At 71.3% G+C, this 15,958-nt stretch carries 14 protein-coding genes; 3 read left to right on the forward strand and 11 right to left on the reverse strand.

The annotated features are described in order from the left end of the window. Positions 1–112: 112 nt before the first annotated feature. The 6 genes from cobT to ABZ845_RS11260 all read right to left on the reverse strand — a co-directional run bounded on the left by cobT (position 113) and on the right by ABZ845_RS11260 (position 8,879). Positions 113–3,730, reverse strand: a complete 3,618-nt coding sequence (gene cobT / locus ABZ845_RS11235; RefSeq protein WP_360976293.1) for a nicotinate-nucleotide--dimethylbenzimidazole phosphoribosyltransferase — start codon at positions 3,728–3,730, stop codon at positions 113–115. Between the two features lie 345 nt (positions 3,731–4,075). Beyond that, positions 4,076–5,284, reverse strand: coding sequence for a precorrin-6y C5,15-methyltransferase (decarboxylating) subunit CbiE (cbiE, locus tag ABZ845_RS11240; RefSeq protein WP_360976295.1), 1,209 nt, complete (start codon positions 5,282–5,284; stop codon positions 4,076–4,078). 127 nt (positions 5,285–5,411) lie between these two features. Further along, the gene (locus ABZ845_RS11245) at positions 5,412–6,050 is read right to left on the reverse strand and encodes a GNAT family N-acetyltransferase (RefSeq protein WP_360976297.1); all 639 of its coding nucleotides are present in this window, start codon (positions 6,048–6,050) and stop codon (positions 5,412–5,414) included. 147 nt (positions 6,051–6,197) lie between these two features. Continuing rightward, complete coding sequence (locus ABZ845_RS11250) at positions 6,198–7,034, reverse strand: MetQ/NlpA family ABC transporter substrate-binding protein (protein ID WP_360976299.1); 837 nt, start codon at positions 7,032–7,034, stop codon at positions 6,198–6,200. Positions 7,035–7,098: 64 nt separating this feature from the next. Continuing rightward, positions 7,099–7,836 carry a methionine ABC transporter permease gene (locus ABZ845_RS11255; protein ID WP_360976301.1) on the reverse strand — a complete coding sequence of 246 codons (738 nt, stop codon included), beginning with the start codon at positions 7,834–7,836 and terminating at the stop codon, positions 7,099–7,101. Then, entirely contained in the window at positions 7,833–8,879 is a 1,047-nt protein-coding gene (locus tag ABZ845_RS11260; protein WP_360976304.1) for an ATP-binding cassette domain-containing protein, read from the reverse strand. The genes ABZ845_RS11255 and ABZ845_RS11260 overlap by 4 nt, the downstream gene beginning before the upstream one ends. A 570-nt stretch (positions 8,880–9,449) precedes the next feature. On the opposite strand from ABZ845_RS11260, the gene ABZ845_RS11265 reads away from it, so the two are divergent. Together ABZ845_RS11265 and ABZ845_RS11270 are read left to right on the forward strand one after the other, a co-directional pair. After that, positions 9,450–9,809 (forward strand): hypothetical protein, encoded by a 360-nt coding sequence (locus ABZ845_RS11265; RefSeq protein WP_360976307.1) that lies wholly within the window; start codon positions 9,450–9,452, stop codon positions 9,807–9,809. A 76-nt stretch (positions 9,810–9,885) separates the two neighbouring features. Further along, entirely contained in the window at positions 9,886–10,281 is a 396-nt protein-coding gene (locus tag ABZ845_RS11270; RefSeq protein WP_360976434.1) for a hypothetical protein, read from the forward strand. Positions 10,282–10,315: 34 nt separating this feature from the next. Here ABZ845_RS11270 and ABZ845_RS11275 read toward each other — a convergent pair whose 3' ends face one another. From ABZ845_RS11275 to ABZ845_RS11285, 3 genes are all read right to left on the reverse strand, one after another. Continuing rightward, positions 10,316–10,819, reverse strand: coding sequence for a GNAT family N-acetyltransferase (locus ABZ845_RS11275; protein WP_360976310.1), 504 nt, complete (start codon positions 10,817–10,819; stop codon positions 10,316–10,318). A gap of 57 nt (positions 10,820–10,876) precedes the next feature. Then, positions 10,877–11,371 carry a sigma-70 family RNA polymerase sigma factor gene (locus tag ABZ845_RS11280; protein WP_360976313.1) on the reverse strand — a complete coding sequence of 165 codons (495 nt, stop codon included), beginning with the start codon at positions 11,369–11,371 and terminating at the stop codon, positions 10,877–10,879. A gap of 135 nt (positions 11,372–11,506) precedes the next feature. After that, positions 11,507–12,667, reverse strand: a complete 1,161-nt coding sequence (locus ABZ845_RS11285; protein ID WP_360976316.1) for a glycerophosphodiester phosphodiesterase — start codon at positions 12,665–12,667, stop codon at positions 11,507–11,509. A gap of 323 nt (positions 12,668–12,990) precedes the next feature. Here ABZ845_RS11285 and ABZ845_RS11290 point away from each other — a divergent pair, with 323 nt between their 5' ends. Then, the gene (locus ABZ845_RS11290; protein WP_360976319.1) at positions 12,991–13,680 is read left to right on the forward strand and encodes a lysophospholipid acyltransferase family protein; all 690 of its coding nucleotides are present in this window, start codon (positions 12,991–12,993) and stop codon (positions 13,678–13,680) included. An 84-nt stretch (positions 13,681–13,764) separates the two neighbouring features. Here the strand turns inward: ABZ845_RS11290 and ABZ845_RS11295 are convergent, their stop codons facing one another. Beyond that, positions 13,765–15,360 carry an MFS transporter gene (locus ABZ845_RS11295; protein WP_360976322.1) on the reverse strand — a complete coding sequence of 532 codons (1,596 nt, stop codon included), beginning with the start codon at positions 15,358–15,360 and terminating at the stop codon, positions 13,765–13,767. Further along, positions 15,357–15,908 carry a helix-turn-helix domain-containing protein gene (locus ABZ845_RS11300; RefSeq protein ID WP_360976325.1) on the reverse strand — a complete coding sequence of 184 codons (552 nt, stop codon included), beginning with the start codon at positions 15,906–15,908 and terminating at the stop codon, positions 15,357–15,359. The genes ABZ845_RS11295 and ABZ845_RS11300 overlap by 4 nt, the downstream gene beginning before the upstream one ends. Positions 15,909–15,958 lie beyond the last annotated feature (50 nt).

Raw genomic sequence — 15,958 nt, forward strand, 5'->3', positions numbered from 1 at the left:
TGACGTGGGATTTTACGTGGGGGGTGAGGGGCACTCGCCCGCAGTTGCGTCGGCTGCGCGGGCGACGGGATGCGGCGTCGGTCCCGGGGCGCGGCCCCGGGACCGTTCCGCGCTACTTCTCCGTGACTCCCGCCGAGTCGAACGTCGCCACCTCGTGCATCGCCCGCGCCGCGCTCTGCACGAGCGGCAGCGCGAGGAGCGCGCCGGTGCCCTCGCCCAGGCGCAGGTCCAGGTCGACCAGGGGGCGCAGCCCCAGCTTGTTGAGGGCGGCGACATGGCCGGGTTCCGCGCTGCGGTGTCCGGCGATGCACGCCGCGAGCACCTCGGGCGCGATGGCACGCGCCACCAGAGCGGCGGCACCGGCGCTGACGCCGTCCAGGATGACCGGTGTGCGCAGGGACGCGCCACCGAGCAGCAGGCCCACCATCGCCGCGTGCTCCAGGCCGCCGAACGCGGCCAGGGCGCCGATGGGGTCGGCCGGGTCGGGCTGGTGGAGCTCGATGGCGCGGCGGACGACCTCCGTCTTGCGGGCCAGCGTCTCGTCGTTGATTCCGGTTCCGCGGCCGGTCACCTCGGAGGGGTCGGTGTCCGTGAAGACCGAGATGAGGGCGGCCGAGGCCGTCGTGTTCGCGATGCCCATCTCACCGGTGAGCAGCGCCTTGTTGCCCGCCGCGACGAGGTCCCGGGCGGTCTCGATGCCGACCTCGATCGCCTGCTTGACCTCCTCGCGGGTGAGCGCGGGTCCGGTGGTCATGTCGGCCGTGCCCGGGCGGACCTTGCGCGGCAGCAGGCCCGGGGTCGCGGGAAGGTCGGAGGCCACGCCCACGTCGACCACGCAGACCTCGGCGCCCACCTGGCCCGCGAAGGCGTTGCAGACCGCGCCGCCGCCGAGGAAGTTGGCCACCATCTGGCCGGTCACTTCCTGGGGCCAGGGGGTGACGCCCTGGGCGTGCACCCCGTGGTCGCCCGCGAAGATGGCGACGGCCGCGGGCTCCGGGATCGGGGGCGGGCACTGCCGGGACAGACCGGACAGCTGAGCGGAGATGATCTCCAGCATGCCGAGCGCGCCCGCCGGCTTGGTCATCCGCTTCTGCCGCTCCCATGCCTCGCCGAGCGCCTTCGCGTCCAGCGGCCGGATGCTCGCCACGGTCTCGGCGAGCAGGTCGTGCGGCTCCTCGCCGGGCAGTGCGCGGCGGCCGTACGTCTCCTCGTGCACGACCCAGGACAGGGGGCGGCGCTTGGACCAGCCCGCCTGCATCAGCTCGGGCTCCTCCGGGAACTCGTCGACGTAGCCGACGCACAGGTACGCCACGACCTCCAAGTGCTCGGGCAGGCCGAGGGCGCGGACCATCTCGCGCTCGTCGAAGAAGCTGACCCAGCCGACGCCGAGCCCCTCGGCGCGGGCCGCGAGCCACAGGTTCTCGACGGCGAGCGCGGAGGAATAGGGGGCCATCTGCGGCTGCGTGTGCCGGCCCAGGGTGTGGCGTCCGCCCCGGGTGGGGTCGGCGGTGACCACGATGTTGACCGGGGTGTCGAGGATGGCCTCGATCTTCAGTTCCTTGAACTGCTTCGCCCGGCCCTTGGGCAGCGACTTGGCGTAGGCCTCGCGCTGACGCTGGGCCAGTTCGTGCATCGTGCGGCGGGTGTCGTCCGAGCGGATGACGACGAAGTCCCACGGCTGGGAGTGGCCCACGGACGGCGCCGTGTGGGCGGCTTCCAGGACGCGCAGCAGTACGTCGTGCGGGATCGGGTCGCTGCGGAACCCGTTGCGGATGTCACGGCGCTCGCGCATCACGCGCAGGACCGCCTCGCGCTCGGCGTCGTCGTATCCGGGGGCCGCCGGGCCGGTGGACTCTCGTACGTCTTCCACTACGGCCATGCTCTCTTCCTGTTCGGCGGCCCTGGTGTCCAGGTCGTCCGCCTGCTGTGCGACTACGGGTTCCGGGGCCGCGTCCTGCGGTTCCGCGGCGGGCGGCTCGTGCTCGCGGCGGGGAGCGGGGACGGTGAGGCCGGGCTCCTTGGCCGCGGACGCGGGGGCTCCCTGCTCGTCCTGACCGGCCGTGGCCGCGGGGGGCTCCTCGGCGGCTCCCGGCTCCTGGTCCGGCAACGGCGGGAGGCGCAGAGCGTGCGGCGGGGTCGGGGCCAGGTGGGGGGTGACCGGCACGACGCCCTCGACCGGTACGAACTGGCCGAGCGAGTGGTCCCCGGCGAACTCCGGGGCTACGGCGGCCACGCCCTCCGGGTCACCCGGAGCGGGCTGTTCGCCGTGCGCCGGCTCGCCGTGCGGCTGGGCGGCGGACGCCTGGGGTGCCGTGGCCCGGACAGCGGCGCCCACAGGCACGGCGCCGAGGGAGTCGGCGGCGGTCACCGCCTCGGGTTCCGGCTCGTGTTCCGGCTCGGCGGGAGGTGCCAAGGCGGCCGGAAGGCCGGTCGCCGGGTCCGCGAGGGGAGGGTAGAGCGAACCGGAGGCCTGCTCCGCCGGAGCGGCAGGGGACATGGCGTGGGCCTGGTCCCCGGTGTACGGGGCGGCGGTGTCCGCGAGGTGCACCGAGGGCTCCGCGGCCTGCGGATCGCTGTGGGCGTCGAGGGCGAATCCGGGCGCGTCCGGGTCGGAGAACGTGTCGGTCGCGGGGACGGCCACACCGGCGTGCGGAGTGGCGTCGGCCGGCTGTACGGCGTCGGGTACCGGTGCGAGGGGTGCGGCGTCCGCGGTCGCCGCGTCGGGGGCGGGCGCAGCGGCAGGTGCCGCTTCCGGTTCGGAGACGTCCGGTGCCGCTTCCGGTTCGGAGACGTCCGGTGCCGCTTCCTGTTCGGGGAAGAGCGGTCCCGCTTCAGGTTCGGGGAGATTCGGTACCGCTTGCGGTTCCGGGAAGAGCGAGATGCCGTGGGCGGGCGTGCTGCCCGAGGCGTACCCGGTCCCGGCGGACGGCATGGCCTCGGCGGCGCCGAGCGTGCCCTCGGGCGACACGGCGGCCCGCTCGGGGGCCGCCGGCTGGAACTCCGCGGACTGCGCCGCGGACAGGCCCGTGATGTCGTGCGGGGTGCGCTGGGGCTCCGCGCCGAGATACGCCTGTGGAATCTGGACGGAGCCGGACCCCGCCGGGGCCTGCGGCTCGTGGTGCGGCTCGAATGCCTCCGCGGCCGGGGCGGTCTCAGGCACCGGTGCCGGGACGACCGTTTCTGCGGGGTGCGCCTCATGGCTCACCGGCGGCACCGTCTGGGTCTGTGGCGCGGCACCCCACGGCATCGCGCCCTGCGAGGAGTTCTCCCCGGGCTGCGGCACGTCGAGGTACTCGGGGCCCGTCGTCGGCGGCCCGGAGGGGCGCATCGGGGCGTCGGCGGGCCCCCGGTCGGCGAGGGAGCGCACCAGGCTCGCGGAGGAGTCCGGAGTCGGCGGGCCCATGTGCAGCGGACGGCGGGGCGCCGGCTGTGGTGCGGACCCCGGAGGCGGCGTACGGACCGCGCCGAGGTCGATCGAGCCGCTGTCCCGGCCGGCCGTCTCGTGCGGGCCGGGCACGGACGGATACGGCGCCGATGCCGGGGCGGGCTGCGGCATCTCGTTGCCCCACGCGCCCTGCTGGCCCGGCATCAGAAGCAGATCGTCGTCCTCGGCGGTGGTGTCGGAGTGGTCGAGGTAGGTGTACGCATCCGGCGCCAGGACGCCCGGCTGCTCCACCATGCCTGCGTTCTCCGGCAGTCCCTCGCCCGGGACCTGGCCGGTGTCAGTCATGCGTATCCCTCGCCCAATCGGTTTAGTGCTTCTACGGCCGACTCGCCCGGATCGGCGCGCCGACCGCCCGCAATGAAGAACGAGCGTGCGTGCCCAGCGGCACGAACGACTCGCCAACAATGACGACAAAGCCATTGAACGGCATTGTCGCGGTCGTCCCACCCTCGCGGAGGCATGATCCGCGAGGGCCCGCTGTGGACTGCGCCACGTTGCGCGCCCTCCGGTTCTGCCGTACCACACCTGCCCCAATGGAGGCGCGCGTTCCGGACATTGGCTGACGAAGTGCCGGATCACCAGGTGCGGTACAACGGTCGGCCAGCCTACCGCGCCGGTAGGACAACCGGATCAGGGGGAGCGTTCCGGCAATCGCCCGCTGAGCAGGAACGCGACACTCCGCTCCTTCTCCGTCCAGGCCCGCGTGTCGAGCTCGACGGACTGCAGCAGGGCGCACTCGACGTCATATCCGTGCTCCGTGAGATCCCTGCCGATGAGTTCGGCCTCGTCACGGGTCGCGGCGTGCGCGACGATGCGCTGCGGGCGGCGGTCGGCGACGGCCGAGACGACCGCGGCTCCCCCGCCTCCGACGCGTACGACGTCCGGCTCCGGCAGGTTCTCCAGGATGTGCGGGGCACTGCCGTGCACGGTCTGGAACTGCACTCCGAAGCGGCGCGCCACGGCCTGCGCGCGCTCACAGGCATCCGGATCGCGGTCGACGGCGATGACCGCGGCCCCGCATCGGGCGGCCTCGACGGCGAACGCCCCGCTTCCGGCGCCGATGTCCCACACCAGGTCACCCACCCGGGGGCCGAGGCGGGCGATCTGGGCGGCGCGCAGCAGTTCCGTCTCGCCCTCGCCGAGTCCGCCGCCGTACTCCTCGGCGGGCAGCGCCCAGCCGCGCGGTCCGGCGCTGGGGTCGCGGCCCCCGATCCAGCCGCCGTCGGCCGCGGTCACCGGTCCTCCGATGACGATGACGACATTGGGGTCGCGCCAGGTGTGGTCGGCGGCGTTCTCCGAGGTGACGACGGTGACCTGTTCGCGCTCGGTGCCGAGCTCCTCGCAGATGACGAAGGTGCGGTGCACCCCGTCGAGCAGCAGTCCGAGTTCGGCGGGCCCGGCGCCCGGGGAGGTGAGGACCGCGACCTTGGCATGGGCCCGGCACACGTTCACCGCGCGCCGCAGGGTACGGCTGTGGGCGACGACGACCTGTGCGTCGTCCCAGGGCATCCCGGCGCGGGCGAAGGCGGCGGCCACCGAGGAGACGGCGGGAACGACTTCGACCTCCAGGCCGAATTCGGGGGCGCGCAGGGTGCGTACGACGCCGAAGAAGCCGGGATCGCCGTCGGCGAGGACGACGGCGGTGCCGCGGTGGGCCGCGATACGGCGGGCGCCGAGGGCGACACTGCCCAGGCGGACGCGTTCGGCTGTCACCGGCACCTCGGGAAGGGCGAGGTGGTGGGCCGCGCCCGCGACGAGCGTGGCGGCAGCGAGGGCGGAGCGCGCCGCGGCCGTCAGCGGCGAGCCGTCCCAGCCGATCACCGTGACCCGGTCGGCCATCGTCGTCAGTCTCCAGGAGGTTCACGCAGGTCGTCAGGGACAGCCCGCACGGCGGACCCCGTGAGGGTACCTGGTCCGGGAGTTCGCGCCGGTCGCGGGCCCGGCCGGCGGGCGCGACCCCCCGGTGTCAGTTCCAGGTGGAGAACGACGTGAAACCACCGGTCTCGGCGAGTTCCTCGCTGACTCCGTCGAGGTCCTCCGGGAGCAGGCTCCACACGATGAAGTCGGTCCGCACATCCGTCCACTTGCCGTCCTCGCCGCGCACGTGGGCTATGCACGCGTTCCGCAGGACGCCCTCGCTGATGCAGCCGATCTTCTGGGCGACCTGCTGGGAGGCCGTGTTGTCGGCCGCCGTGCGCAGTTCTATGCGTTCGAACCTTTGGTCACCGAAGAGCCACTGGGCCGTGGCGAGCGCCGCTTCCGAGGCATAGCCCTCGCCACGCGCCCAGGAGGCGACGACGTAGGACAGTTCGGTTGAACGGATGTGCCAGTTGGTCCTGCCCAGCTGGACCACCCCGACAAGTCGCTGGGTGAGGAACTCGGTGACGGCGAGGTCGATGCCACTGCCCGTCTGCCGCTGCTCGGGCGCGTACTCGGTGATCCAGGTGCGGGCGCCGGCCTCGGTGAACGGCTGGGGCACATCGGTCCAGGCGGCGACCAGTTCGTCGTTCATCATCTCCGCCAGCGCGGGAGCATCGTCCTCCTCGAGAGGGCGCAGTACCAACCGCTCCGTGCTGATGGACACGTTGGGAAAGGTGCTCGTCATTGCGCCGCTCCGTAACCTTCGGAAACTGTCAGTGCCTGCTGAACTGCCCAGCATGCAGCATGAACGCATCGGACCGCACGACGGGGTCCGCACCTGGTGAAGGGTGCGGACCCCCGCGGGCCGGCCCGTGAACGGCGCCCGGCCGGATCAGAAGGACGGGATCACCGAGCCCTGGTACTTGTCCTCGATGAACTTCTTCACCTCGGGCGAGGTGAGCAGCTTGGCGAGCTTCCGGACCCGGGGATCCTTCTCGTGGCCCCTCTTCACGGCGAGGAAGTTGCCGTACGGGTTGTTCTGCGCGGACTCCAGGACCAGGGCGTCCTTGGCGGGCTTGAGCCCGGAGGAGATGGCGTAGTTGCCGTTGATGACGGCGGCGTCCACGTCGTCCAGGGAGCGCGGGGTCTGGGCGGCTTCCAGTTCCTTGAACTTCAGGTGCTTCGGGTTCTGGGCGATGTCCTGCGGGGTCGCTTCGCTGCCCACGCCGCTCTTGAGCGTGATGAGGCCCTTGTCGCCGAGCAGCTTCAGTGCCCGCGCCTCGTTGACCGTGTCGTTCGGGATGGCGACGGTCGCACCGCTCTTCAGCTCGTCGGCTTTCTTGACCTTGTGGGAGTAGAGGCCGAGCGGTTCCAGATGCACCGTGACGACGGGCACGATGTGGGTGCCGTTCTTCTTGTTGAAGTCGTCCAGGTAGGGCTGGTTCTGGAAGTAGTTGGCACCGACGGAGCCGTCCTCGGTCGCCGTGTTCGGCGTGACGTAGTCGGTGAACTCCCTGACCTGCAGGTCAAGGCCGGCCTTCTTCGCCAGATGGTCCTTGACGTAGTCGAGGATCTCGGCGTGCGGCGTCGGGCTCGCGGCGACGATCAGCGGGCCGTCGGCGCCGGACGAGGAAGAGGAGGAGCCCCCGTCCGGGCCGCAGGCGGTGAGCCCGAGGGCGAGGGCTCCGGCGGTGAGGGCGACAGCGGTGATCTTGGCGGTGTTACGCACGAAAAGTGCCTTTCCTTAAGGGTGGTGCGACCCCGTACTCGGACGGGGGGTCTTGGGGGGACGCTCAGGCGGCCTTGTCCACGTCGGCCGTCGCGGGCTGGGCCGCCTTCAGCAGGCGGAGCCTCGGCTCGGGTCCGGAGCGGGCGCCGCGCCGGTGCAGAGAGCGGGCCGCGTAGTCGCCCGCGAGCTGGATCAGGGAGATGACGACTGCGAGGATCGCGACGATGATCCACATCAGCTCGGTCTCGAAACGCTGGTAGCCGTACCGGATGGCGAGGTCGCCGAGGCCGCCGCCGCCGACCGTGCCGGCCATGGCGGAGTAGCCGATGAGCGCGATCAGCGTGGTCGTGGTGCTCGCGATCAGCGAGGGCGCCGACTCGGGAACGAGCACTTTGCGGACGATGGTCCAGGTGCTGCCGCCCATGGCCTGTACGGCCTCGACGAGCCCGTGGTCCACTTCGCGGACGGCCGTCTCGACCAGGCGGGCGAAGAAGGGGATGCCGCCGATGGCGAGAGGCACGATCGCCGCGTCGGTGCCGATGGTCGTCCCGGTGACCCAGCGGGTGAAGCTCATCAGGGCGACCATCAGGATGATGAACGGCATGGACCGCAGGACGTTCACGACCTGCCCGATCACCTTGTTGGCGAGGACATTGCGCAGCAGGCCGCCCCGGTCGGTCAGCACGAGCAGGATGCCGAGCGGGAGTCCGGCGGCGACCGAGATCAGCGTGGACCAGGCGACCATCCACAGCGTCTCGTAGCCCGCCTCCGACAGCAGCGGCCGTATCTCGGACCAGGTCACTTCGCGCCCCCGTTCACCAGCACGGACTCCTGGACGGCCGGGGCGCCGACGACGTCGATCCCCAGCCCCTTCTCGCGCAGGAAGCCGATCGGCACGACGTTGTCCTCGTAGCGTCCGGGCAGTTCGATGCGCATACGGCCGACCTGCTTGCCGCCGACGGTGTCCATCGCGGCGCCGAGGATCGAGATGTCGACGTTGTAGGTGCGCGCCAGCTGCGAGATGACGGGCTGTGCGGCGGCGTCCCCGTGGAAGGTGACGTCCACGACCGTGCGGTCCTCACCGGACGCGTCGCCGCTCACCGGGAAGAGCGCGGCGGCCAGTTGGGACCCCGGGGTGGCGAGCAGTTCACTGACCGTCCCGGACTCCACGATCCGGCCCCTCTCCATCAGGGCGGCGGAGTCGCAGACCGACTTCACCACGTCCATCTCGTGCGTGATGAGCAGGACGGTCAGGCCGAGCTGCCGGTTGAGGTCGCGCAGCAGCTGGAGGACGGAGCGGGTGGTCTCCGGGTCGAGGGCGCTGGTGGCCTCGTCGGACAGCAGCACCTTGGGGTCGCCCGCGAGGGCGCGTGCGATGCCCACGCGCTGCTTCTGGCCACCCGACAACTGGACCGGGTAGGCCTTGGCCTTGTCGGCGAGTCCGACCAGGTCGAGCAGTTCCATCGCCTTGCGGGAGCGCTCCTTCCCGGAGGTGCCCAGGATCTCCAGCGGCAGCTCGATGTTGTCCTGGACGGTGCGCGAGGAAAGCAGGTTGAAGTGCTGGAAGACCATGCCGATACGGCTACGCGCCCGTCGGAGCTCTCTTCCGGCACGCGGTCCGCGGCCGGCAAGGGCGGTGAGGTCCTGGCCGGCCACGGTGACCGTGCCGGAGGTGGGGCGCTCCAGGAGGTTCACGCAGCGGATGAGCGAGGACTTGCCGGCACCGGACTGGCCGATGACGCCGTACACCTCGCCCTCGCGGACGTGGAGATCGACGCCGTCGAGGGCGGTGACCTCACGGCCGCGCGAGCGGTAGACCTTGGTCAGGCCCGTGGTGGTGATCACTGTGATTCCGTCACTGTCGAGTGCGCGGGCGTGGGTGTGCCCGGGCACAGGGGATTCGTTCAGGGACGCGGCACGGTTCTCGCGATGGCGATGGAACCGGTGGAGAACAAGTGCGCGGTGGGGGTCCCCCCACGCCGTGCAGGCAGTGGAGGAGGCATCGGTCACGTACGGCGTTCACGGCGTACGGACATGCCACGGCTCTCGCTTCGGGGCGCGAGGCTCTGGGGTGGTGCAGGGGCCCTCTAGAAGGCGCGCATTCGACACATACAACGAGCACCGGGCGTCATGGTCGCCTCGGTCGCAAGGGTGCGGCTGCTCGTCGTGGTCATGGATTCAGTAAAGCAGACTCGCAGCCGGGACCCGACCGGCCTGTCCGCATGGCGGACAGCCGTGGACAGCCGTCCGCTGAGCACGGGAACCTCCGCCGTCTCGCGCCGGCCTGTGGGCACAAGGCCGGCATGCCGCCGTTGGCCGGCCGGGCAGGCGACGGGGGACCTGGCGGACTGTGGCCGACGCCACGGGGGCGGGGGCGGGCGCATCGGGGCCTTTGGCCCGTAATAGGGTCTGCGCATGCTTGACGCCCTGACGCTGGCGACCGGTGTCGCCGCGCTGCTGCTCGCCGCCTGGTGCGGCTGGGCCGCCCACCGTGACCAGCCCACGAAGGACTGGCACTTCATCGGCATGGCCTTGGTCACCCTGCTGGCCGTGATCCAGCTGGTCGTGGGCATCGTCCAGCTGGGGCGCGGCGAGAAGCCGGCACAGGGCACGACGATCTTCGTGGCGTATCTGATCGGCGCGTTCGCGTGCGTCCCGGCGGCAGGCTTCATGTCGCTGGCCGAGCGCACACGATGGGGCTCGGCGACGGTGGCGGCCGGCGGTGTGGTCCTCGCCGTGCTCGAAGTGCGGCTCTTCGACATCTGGGGAGGCTGAGATGACGGTCACGCGGGGCGACGCACAGGACGGCACGCGAGACAGCACCGGGAGCGGGGCGTTCAGGACACGGCTCATGACCGGGCCGGGCACGCTGCTCGTCTGGCTGTACGGCGTGATGGTGGTCGGCGCGGTGTCGCGCTCGGTGGTGCAGATCGCCATGCACTTCGACAGGGCTCCGCTGGCGTACTCCCTGTCCGCGATCGCCGGGGTCGTGTACGGCTTCATCACGTACACGCTGGTCCGGGGCGGTGAGACGGCCCGCAGGGTGGCGCTGGTGTGCTGCGCCGCGGAGCTGGCAGGCGTGCTGATCGTGGGCACATGGACCGTGGTCGAGCCCTCCGCGTTCCACGACTCCACCGTGTGGTCCTACTACGGCGGGGGCTACCTCTGCATTCCGGTGCTGCTGCCCCTGTCGGCGATGTACTGGCTGCGGAAGGCGCCCGCTCAGCAGGGGAAGACGGCCGTCTGAGCGCGCCGCGCCCCCTGCGGGGCGCGGCACTTCGTCACGCCGTCGTCGCGTAGGACCCCGCGGGGACCTGCTTCTCCAGGATGATCATCGGAACGCCGTCGGAGCCCTGCGCGGTGCCGACCGTCTCGTAGCCGACACGGCGGTAAAGCCGGAGGTTGCCCTCGCTGCGGTGGCCCGCGCTGAGGCGGAACTTCTTCGCGCCGCGCTCCTCGACCAGCGCCGCCTCCGCGGCGCGCAGCAGCCGGGCGCCGATGCCGTGGCCCTGGAGCCGCGGGTGCACGCAGAGCTTGCCGATGGATGCCGCGCCGTCGTCGGTCACGCTGCCGCGCACCGAGCCGACGACCTCCTCGCCGAGCCGCGCCACGAAGACGCAGTCCGTGGCGACCTCCTCGCGGACCGAGTCGAGGCTCTGGACGAGCGGGTCGATGCGGTAGTTGCCGTACAGCGCGGCCTCGCTCTGGAAGCACAGGTACTGCAGCCTGAAGATCTGTTCCGCGTCCTGCGCGGTCGCCACCGAGATGGTCACGCTCATGCCCATGTGCGCACGCCTCCCGCTCACCTGATCGCCAATGTTTCCTCACTCCTATCCCCGCGGTCAGTGGGCCGCAACCTCCGTCGCCAGCAAACGCCGCAGACATCCCAGGCATTTGGAGCGTTCCGGGCCGAGGCTTCCCTGTGAGATACCCAACTCCCCCGCGATTTCCCGATAGGTCGGGTCCTGCGGGGACAGCAGCGCTGCCACGAGCCGAGGGCAGCGCCCCGGAAGCCGGCGCACGGCCGCGTGCAGCGCCCGGCTGCGGGCGGCCATGAGTGCCTGCTGCTCGGGGCCGGGCCCCGCGTCGTCCACGGGTTCGCCGGAGTACGGGAGTTCGAGCCGGGCGGTACGGCGCCCTCGGCGCGCCTCGGCGCGGACGGCCCGGCGCAGCCATCCCGGCGGGTCGGCGGGCGGCCGGTCCGCCTGGAGCCGTTCCAGCAGCCGCAGCCACACCGCCTGCTCCAGGTCGCCAGGCTCCATACCGCACGCCCGCGCCTCCGCCGCGGCCTCCGCGGCGAGCAGCGGGCGCAGGTCCGTGAGCATGTCGTGGGTCATATGCCACGTGACGCGACCGCCCCGGCGTCGGGTTGCCGGGGCGGCCCTGCATCACCCCAACCGGGGTGACCGTCTCGCGCATTGACGCGCGGCGGCGGGTGCGGGACCGCCGAACGGTCGGCGGGTACGGTCCGCTCAGCGGCGCAGGAAGTCCTCGCGGGCGAGCAGTCCGGTGTCGGCGTTGTCGGTGAACACGCCGTCGATGCCCGTCTCGAAGTACGTCCTGAAGGCGCCGAAGACGTCCCCGTACGCGTTGGGGTCGGTGCCCTTCTGGAAGTTCGTGGGCAGGAAGACGTTCTCGTCGCGCATCGTGTACGGATGCAGGATCAGGCCCGCGGAGTGCGCGTCGGCGACGAGCGTGGACGGCGTGGTGAGATTGCCCTTCGCGTCCTTCGGGATGACGAGGTCGAGGGTCGGGCCGATGCCCCGCGCGTACGACGCGATCTCCTTCAGGCCCTTCGGGGTGACGAGATCGGCGACCGTGCGCGGGTCGCCCGACTCGACGAAGTCCCAGGGACGGGTGTTCGCGGCGGACAGAAGGACGACGAGGGGATTGCCGACGAGCTTGTCCAGGCGCTGGATGCTGCTCGGTTCGAAGGACTGGATGATGACCGGCGCGTGCCTGCCGTCCTTGCCGTGCCTGCGCAGGATCCCCGCGAGCCGCTCCTCGAGGCCGAGACCCAGCTTGCGGAAGTAGGTGGGGTGCTTGGTCTCGGGGTAGATCCATACCTGCTTGCCGCGCCTCCGGGTCTGCTCGTCCTGCCAGTGGAGCACCTCTTCGAAGGTGGGTATCTCCCAGCGGCCGTTGTAGATCGTGTTGCGCTGCCGGGTGGCGGGGATGCGCTCCACCGCGCGGAGGGTCTTCAGCTCCGCGAGAGTGAAGTCCTCGGTGAACCAGCCCGTCGTGGGGACGCCGTCCAGGACCTTCGTGGTCTTTCGGGTGGCGAACTCGGGGTGGTCGGCGACGTCCGTGGTCCCTCCGATCTCCGGCTCGTGGCGGCACACGAGGTGGCCGTCCTTGGTGGGCACCAGATCACCGGCCTCCACGATGTCGGCGCCCAGATCGAGGGCCAGCTGGTAGGAGCCGAAGGTGTGTTCCGGCCGGTATCCGCTGGCACCGCGGTGACCGATGATCGCGGGAACCGGCAGGCCTCCCGGTCCGCCGCCGTGCCGCGCGCCGGCGCTCGCGGTGCCGGGCAGTCCGAGGACCGCTCCGCCCGCTCCGAGCACCGCCGCCCCGAGCAGCGCCCGCCGCCCCGTCCCTCGTGCCCGCTCGTACGACTCCTGCGTCCCCATGGGTACCTCCCGCCGCATCCGTCGAAACGGATCGATCGTAGGGGTGCGGGCATGGCGGCCGGGAGGCCCGCGCGGGAACGCGCGGTGGACGCGGAGCGTCTTGCCGAGTGCATGGGTGAGGGCTTACCGGGAACCCGAATTGACGGGGCGTCACTGCTCCGGCGCGATGTCCGTCACATCCGTCCGGGGGATGACGAACGTGCGACACGACGCCGCCGCAGGTAAACAATGGTCGACGGGGCGTATGCAGTACATGACCTGATGTGCGTCCCGCCGCCTTCCACGAGTATCGTCCTCACCTGCACAGACTCATACCGCTTCCCATGACACCGGAGGACCCGTTGTCCCGCTTCGCGCTCATCAAGGCAGTGCTCGGACCGATCATGCGCCTGATGTTCCGCCCACGGGTGGAAGGCGCGGAGAACATCCCGGGCGAAGGTCCGGTCATCCTGGCCGGCAACCACCTGACGTTCATCGACTCGATGATCCTTCCGCTGGTCTGCGACCGCCAGGTCTTCTTCATCGGCAAGGACGAGTACGTCACCGGCAAGGGTTTCAAGGGCAGGCTGATGGCCTGGTTCTTCACCGGCGTGGGCATGATCCCGGTCGACCGCGACGGCGGCAAGGGCGGTGTCGCGGCGCTGATGACCGGCCGCCGGATCCTGGAGGAGGGAAACCTGTTCGGGATCTACCCCGAGGGCACCCGCTCCCCCGACGGCCGTCTGTACCGGGGCCGCACCGGCATCGCCCGCCTCACGCTGATGACCGGCGCGCCCGTCGTGCCCTTCGCCATGATCGGCACCGACCGGATCCAGCCCGGCGGGGCGGGGCTGCCCCGGCCGAGCAAGGTCACGGTCCGGTTCGGAGAGCCGATGGAGTTCTCGCGGTACGAGGGGATGGACCGGGACCGGTATGTGCTGCGGGCCGTGACCGACTCCGTGATGACGGAGGTCATGCGGTTGTCCGGGCAGGAGTACGTGGACGTGTACGCCACGAAGGCCAAGGCTGCGTAGTCGCTCCGCTGGGGGGCGGATGACCTCCGGGTGCGTTGAGGGCTATTGCGCCCACGCGGCGGAGCCGCATGTGTCCAGCGGACCCTATTGGACGCCGTGCGGTGCGTTGTCGGGTGTGGGTGTGTTGGTGGTGTTCGCGGTCCTGTCGATCGGGGGGTGAGCCGGTGATTCCAAGTGCCGGCCCTTCAGCAGGAACCACGCTGCCAGTGCCGTGGCCAGCAGGACCGCCGCTCCCGCGCCCGTTGCCAGGTGCAGGCCCTGCACGAAGGACTCGCGGGCCGATGACAGCAGGGCCTCCGCGGTGTTCGCGGGCAGGTGGTGGGCCGTCTCGACCGCGCCGCCCAGCGATTCGCGGGCCGCGTCCGGGGTGCCCGGCGGGGCCGTGAAACCGCGGTATACGCCGGTCACGATCGAGCCCAGCAGCGCGATCCCGAGGGCCGCGCCCAGTTCGTACGCCGTCTCCGAGACCGCGGAGGCGGCGCCCGCCTGGTCCTTGGGCACGCTGGAGAGGATCACGTCCGCGGTCACGGTGAACGACAGACCGGCGCCCACGCCCACGACCAGCAGTGCGGCCCCCATGAGCGGGTACCCGGTGCTCCGGTCGAGCACGGTGAGGGCGGCGAGCCCCAGGCCTATCGCGGCCAGCCCGCCCGAGACGACGGCCCGTACGGACAGACGCCGGGCCGCCACGCCCGCGACCAGACCCGCCGCGACCGCGCCGATCGCGGCCGGCAGTTCGGCGAGTCCCGCCTCGAACGGCCGCCTGCCCTGCACCAGCTGCAGGAACTGCGAGAGGAAGAAGACCAGCCCGGACATGCCGAGGACGGTCAGCAGGTCGGCCAGCACGGCACCGCTGAAGCCTCGGTTGCGGAACAGCCGCATGTCCAGCAGCGGGACGGGGAGCGTCAGCTGCCGGCGCACGAAGCCGTACAGCGCGGCGGCGCCGAGGATCCCGGTGGCCGCGGCGGACCACGTGAACCCCTCCGCGGCGGCCTCCTTGACGGCGTACACGATGCCGACCATGCCGACGAGCGACATCACCACGCTGGCCAGGTCCCAGGGGCCCGGGTTCGGGTTACGGGACTCGGGCAGCGTCCGGATGCCGACGGCGACCAGGACCACCATCACGGGCAGGTTGATGAGGAAGACCGAGCCCCACCAGAAGTGTTCGAGCAGGAAGCCGCCGGTGATCGGGCCGACCGCCGTACCGGCCGAGGCGGCGGCACCCCATATGCCCACTGCGAGGGTGCGCTCGCGCGGGTCCTGGAAGATGTTGCGGATCAGGGCGAGCGTGGCGGGCATCAAGGTGGCGCCCGCGACACCGAGCAGCGCTCTCGCCAGGATCATCAGCTGAGGGGTCGGGGCGTAGGCGTTGAGGATGGAGATCAGCCCGAACGCGGTGGCGCCGCAGAGCAGGATCTTCTTCCGGCCGATGCGGTCGCCCAGGCTGCCCATGGACACGAGCAGACCGGCGATGACGAACGAGTAGACGTCACCGATCCACAGCAACTGGGTGCCGGACGGCGCCAGATCCTCGCTGATGTACGGGGTCGCGAGGCCGAGGACGGTCGCGTCCACGGCCACCAGCAGCACGGCGAGCACGAGCACGGAGAGCGCGAGCCACCGGCCCGGACGCCTCTCCGTCGGCGTCGCGACGGCCGGCCGCAGGATGCTGCTCATGATTCCTCTCTCCGAAGTGCGCCGCCGAGCATCAGTTCGACGGTCATATAGGTGAAGTCCTTGGGGGCGACACGGCCCTCCGCGACGGCCCAGGCGCCCGAGGCCAGCAGGCCGTAGAGGGCATCCGTGAGCCAGACCGGGGTGAGGTCGATACGGAACTCTCCGCTCGCCTGGCCGCGCCGGAACAGCCCGGCGATACGGGCGTCGATACGGGCCCAGCCCGTGTTCTGCTCCTCGCCCTCGAAGAGCTGGTTCTCGCTGTAGAGGAAGGCGAGCAGCGCCGCCGCGGACTCGACCTCGGTGACGAAGCGGCGCAGCGCCTCCCGGGCCGGGCCCTCGTCGAGCCGGGCGGCGTCGAGCGCCGCCTCGCACTCCGCGATACCGAGGGCCTCCAGAGCACGCACCAGCGCGTCACGCCCGGCGAAGTGACGGTGCAGTGTGGCCCGGCTGATCCCGGCCGCCTTCGCGACCTCGTCCATCGTGGCGGTGGACTTCCGGGTGAGCAGGGCGGCCGCACTGCGCAGCACGTGGTCACGATCTACAGCCATGAGACAAGTGTAGCCCATATGAGACATGAATGTCTCACAAGAAGCATGGG

Source organism: Streptomyces sp. NPDC047022 (genome assembly GCF_040644155.1).
Taxonomy (GTDB): domain Bacteria; phylum Actinomycetota; class Actinomycetes; order Streptomycetales; family Streptomycetaceae; genus Streptomyces.

Coding starts and splice junctions, on each gene's coding strand:
- cobT (WP_360976293.1), bottom strand. CDS start 3,730: ATGACTGACACCGGCCAGGTCCCGGGCGAGGGACTGCCGGAGAACGCA.
- cbiE (WP_360976295.1), bottom strand. CDS start 5,284: ATGGCCGACCGGGTCACGGTGATCGGCTGGGACGGCTCGCCGCTGACG.
- ABZ845_RS11245 (WP_360976297.1), bottom strand. CDS start 6,050: ATGACGAGCACCTTTCCCAACGTGTCCATCAGCACGGAGCGGTTGGTA.
- ABZ845_RS11265 (WP_360976307.1), top strand. CDS start 9,450: ATGCTTGACGCCCTGACGCTGGCGACCGGTGTCGCCGCGCTGCTGCTC.
- ABZ845_RS11270 (WP_360976434.1), top strand. CDS start 9,886: ATGACCGGGCCGGGCACGCTGCTCGTCTGGCTGTACGGCGTGATGGTG.
- ABZ845_RS11275 (WP_360976310.1), bottom strand. CDS start 10,819: ATGGGCATGAGCGTGACCATCTCGGTGGCGACCGCGCAGGACGCGGAA.
- ABZ845_RS11280 (WP_360976313.1), bottom strand. CDS start 11,371: ATGACCCACGACATGCTCACGGACCTGCGCCCGCTGCTCGCCGCGGAG.
- ABZ845_RS11285 (WP_360976316.1), bottom strand. CDS start 12,667: ATGGGGACGCAGGAGTCGTACGAGCGGGCACGAGGGACGGGGCGGCGG.
- ABZ845_RS11290 (WP_360976319.1), top strand. CDS start 12,991: ATGACACCGGAGGACCCGTTGTCCCGCTTCGCGCTCATCAAGGCAGTG.
- ABZ845_RS11295 (WP_360976322.1), bottom strand. CDS start 15,360: ATGAGCAGCATCCTGCGGCCGGCCGTCGCGACGCCGACGGAGAGGCGT.
- ABZ845_RS11300 (WP_360976325.1), bottom strand. CDS start 15,908: ATGGCTGTAGATCGTGACCACGTGCTGCGCAGTGCGGCCGCCCTGCTC.